This window comes from Mycoplasma collis ATCC 35278, assembly GCF_000701825.1.
In the GTDB taxonomy this organism is placed as follows: domain Bacteria; phylum Bacillota_I; class Bacilli_A; order Mycoplasmatales; family Metamycoplasmataceae; genus Mesomycoplasma_A; species Mesomycoplasma_A collis.
This window is the reverse complement of the sequence record NZ_JNJY01000032.1, coordinates 1-2,530: the sequence shown is the minus strand read 5'-3', so window position 1 is coordinate 2,530 and position 2,530 is coordinate 1. Positions and strand designations below refer to the sequence as shown.

The following is a 2,530-nucleotide window of genomic DNA, read 5'->3' as shown; positions in this document are numbered from 1 at the left end:
AATATAGCAAATGATCTTGATAGTTCAGATAGGTATGCTATTGAAGAAATTAGATTTTTAGATGACAATGGATCTCTATACTTAAGATTTAATACAATAGAAAAACCTTTTGAAACCAAAAATCTTTTACTTCCTTATAGATAATATAATAAAAATATATTTTAAGTGCATTACATTTAAATAATAAAAATTTAAATGTGGCGCTTTTTTTATTTTAAAATTTCTTTTTATAAAATAAGTTATAAATATTTAAAACCTTATTAAATAAATTAAATTAAAAAAGATAAAAATTTAATATTTTTAAAATAAATATTTAAAAAAAACTCAAAAATAAAAAAATAAAAAAAAGTTTTTGCATTTTTATATTTTTTGTTATAAATTTGCTTCAAAAAATAAAAAAAAGAAAAAGAAAAATGAAAAAAAATATTTTAAAACAAATGATCGGAACATTAAAAAAATCCGAAAATAAACACCCTATATTACTAGATCCAGCTCCACCTCAATATATTTATAGAGTGGATACTGGACCACCTGAAGTTGTTTTTAGAGAGGGTTTTAGAAATTTAGGAAATGTTAGAAATTTTTTTGAACATATAGTTTCTACAAACTTTGGACAAAGTTATTTTGTATCTTTTTCTGATACACCAACAGCAGCTATAAGATTTTTTGGTAGTTGACTTAGAGCTTATGTTCCACAACATCCACGTGAAACATATTTATATGAGGTAAAAGCTGATAATCATTTTTACAATGCTCGTTTTACAAGCGAAAACTTAATTGATGTAATAAGAAATGATCAAGTTACTTACGAATCTGGTGATTATGATATGGCGAGAATGGGATTAAATGCTCTTAGAACATCATTTTCATACCAAAGAAAATGATTTTCTGATGGACCAGTATTAGTAACATCAATAAGATCTACTTGAAGAGTAGATGCTGTTCCAATCGATCCAGCACTTGTTCATCATCCAGCAGTAATAGTTGTTGAAACAACTAGAATTCACGATCCAGAAATATTAAATGAACATTACGTTGAATTACCTACTCATACTAATCCAAATACATGAACACCACAAGTTGTGGCACCATTTAGATTGTCAGTTTCACAAACGGCAAATGTCCTGATGTTGGCGAAGGAGCTTCGGCTTCTTATGCATTTGCTTTTCCTGATTGAACTAGCGATGTTAACAACATTAAAACAAATGTTGCTAACGTAACAAATATTTCACCACTAGATAAATGTATTTTCGAAGAAACAAATGAATATTCTTGAGATAAAATTCCTTTATTAGCTCCAAGTTATGGAAAAGAATATCAAAGTCTTGAATTCAATTTAACGAATAATAAAGGTAAAAATTTTGTTATGTATGGCTATAATAAACCAAAACATTCATTTACATATGTTGAAGAAAAGCAAAAAGAAGAAGTTTTATCAATGTATGAAAATAAAACAAATAATGGCGTTTTACCCAACTTTATTTTCTATTATAATACACAAGAAAGAATTGTTATGAATAAATTCACCTTATTCATTAATTGCGCAAAAAAACACCTATTGCCGGTATTTTTAAATTAGTATCACAAGTTTCAACTAATAATAGGCCTGAACAAAAATGGTTTTTAGTACCAATGGATAAAAATAGTACTAAAAACTATAAATATAGAATATCTTGGGTGATTTTTCCAAATAACAAAAGTGGGATTTATAGAAGAGTAAATTCTACTGATCAAGCTCTTTATTTAATTGCTGAAGGTGCAGTAACAGAGGAATTTGAAGAATTATTCCTTGAAATTAAAAATGAAAAAACTGATTTTTCATTTTTAACTCAAAGAGTCGCATTAACTCATTTTTCAGAAATAAAATTAGAATGAGTTGATAATAATGAAAGTATTTATTCTCCGTTATTAAATGGTTGATCATATAATAAAAAAGCTAATCCATTTAAATTTTTCTATGATTTTAATTCTGAAGCTATTTTCTTTGTTGATGACAATGGAGAAACATATGTATTAACAAACAATAGATTAAGGTCGCTTTATTCATGAGATTGAATATCTTGAGTAAAAAAAACCTTTGAATAGAGTATGAATAGATACTGAAAAATGATATTTTTCCATTAGAGGTAGAAGACAAAGAAAATTTATAAATGAAAATTATAGAATTATAAGATCACATTATAATAATGATTATTTAAAAGTTATCTATAGTGTTTCAAGGTGAGGTGGTTGATATACTACTGATGTCCCTACTGAAGCAAATTCTATTCGTGAATTTGATTTATCATTTGATTTTGATAGATAAAAATAAAAACCCAAAATCTTCTAAAATTTTGGATTTTTCTTTATTCAAAATTAATAAAAATAAATTTTATTATCAATTTTATTATCTATAAGGAAGTAAAAGGTTTTTAGTTTCAAACGGATTTTCTATAGTATTAAATCTTAAGTATAGAGATCCATTGTCATCTAAAAATCTAATTTCTTCAATAGCATACCTATCTGAACTATCAAGATCATTTGCTATATT

General features: G+C 25.5%; 4 protein-coding genes. All 4 read left to right on the top strand.

The annotated features are described in order from the left end of the window. Positions 1-413 precede the first annotated feature (413 nt). The 4 genes from T403_RS04305 to T403_RS04290 all read left to right on the top strand — a co-directional run bounded on the left by T403_RS04305 (position 414) and on the right by T403_RS04290 (position 2,305). Positions 414-1,220: a hypothetical protein gene (locus T403_RS04305; RefSeq protein WP_051619168.1), complete on the top strand. Its 807-nt coding sequence runs from the start codon at positions 414-416 to the stop codon at positions 1,218-1,220. 146 nt (positions 1,221-1,366) lie between these two features. Next, the gene (locus tag T403_RS04300) at positions 1,367-1,579 is read left to right on the top strand and encodes a hypothetical protein (RefSeq protein WP_051619166.1); all 213 of its coding nucleotides are present in this window, start codon (positions 1,367-1,369) and stop codon (positions 1,577-1,579) included. Further along, positions 1,540-2,085, top strand: coding sequence for a hypothetical protein (locus T403_RS04295; protein ID WP_169734607.1), 546 nt, complete (start codon positions 1,540-1,542; stop codon positions 2,083-2,085). The genes T403_RS04300 and T403_RS04295 overlap by 40 nt, the downstream gene beginning before the upstream one ends. Beyond that, on the top strand, positions 2,078-2,305 hold the full coding sequence (locus T403_RS04290) for a hypothetical protein (RefSeq protein ID WP_051619163.1): 228 nt from the start codon (positions 2,078-2,080) through the stop codon (positions 2,303-2,305). The genes T403_RS04295 and T403_RS04290 overlap by 8 nt, the downstream gene beginning before the upstream one ends. Positions 2,306-2,530 lie beyond the last annotated feature (225 nt).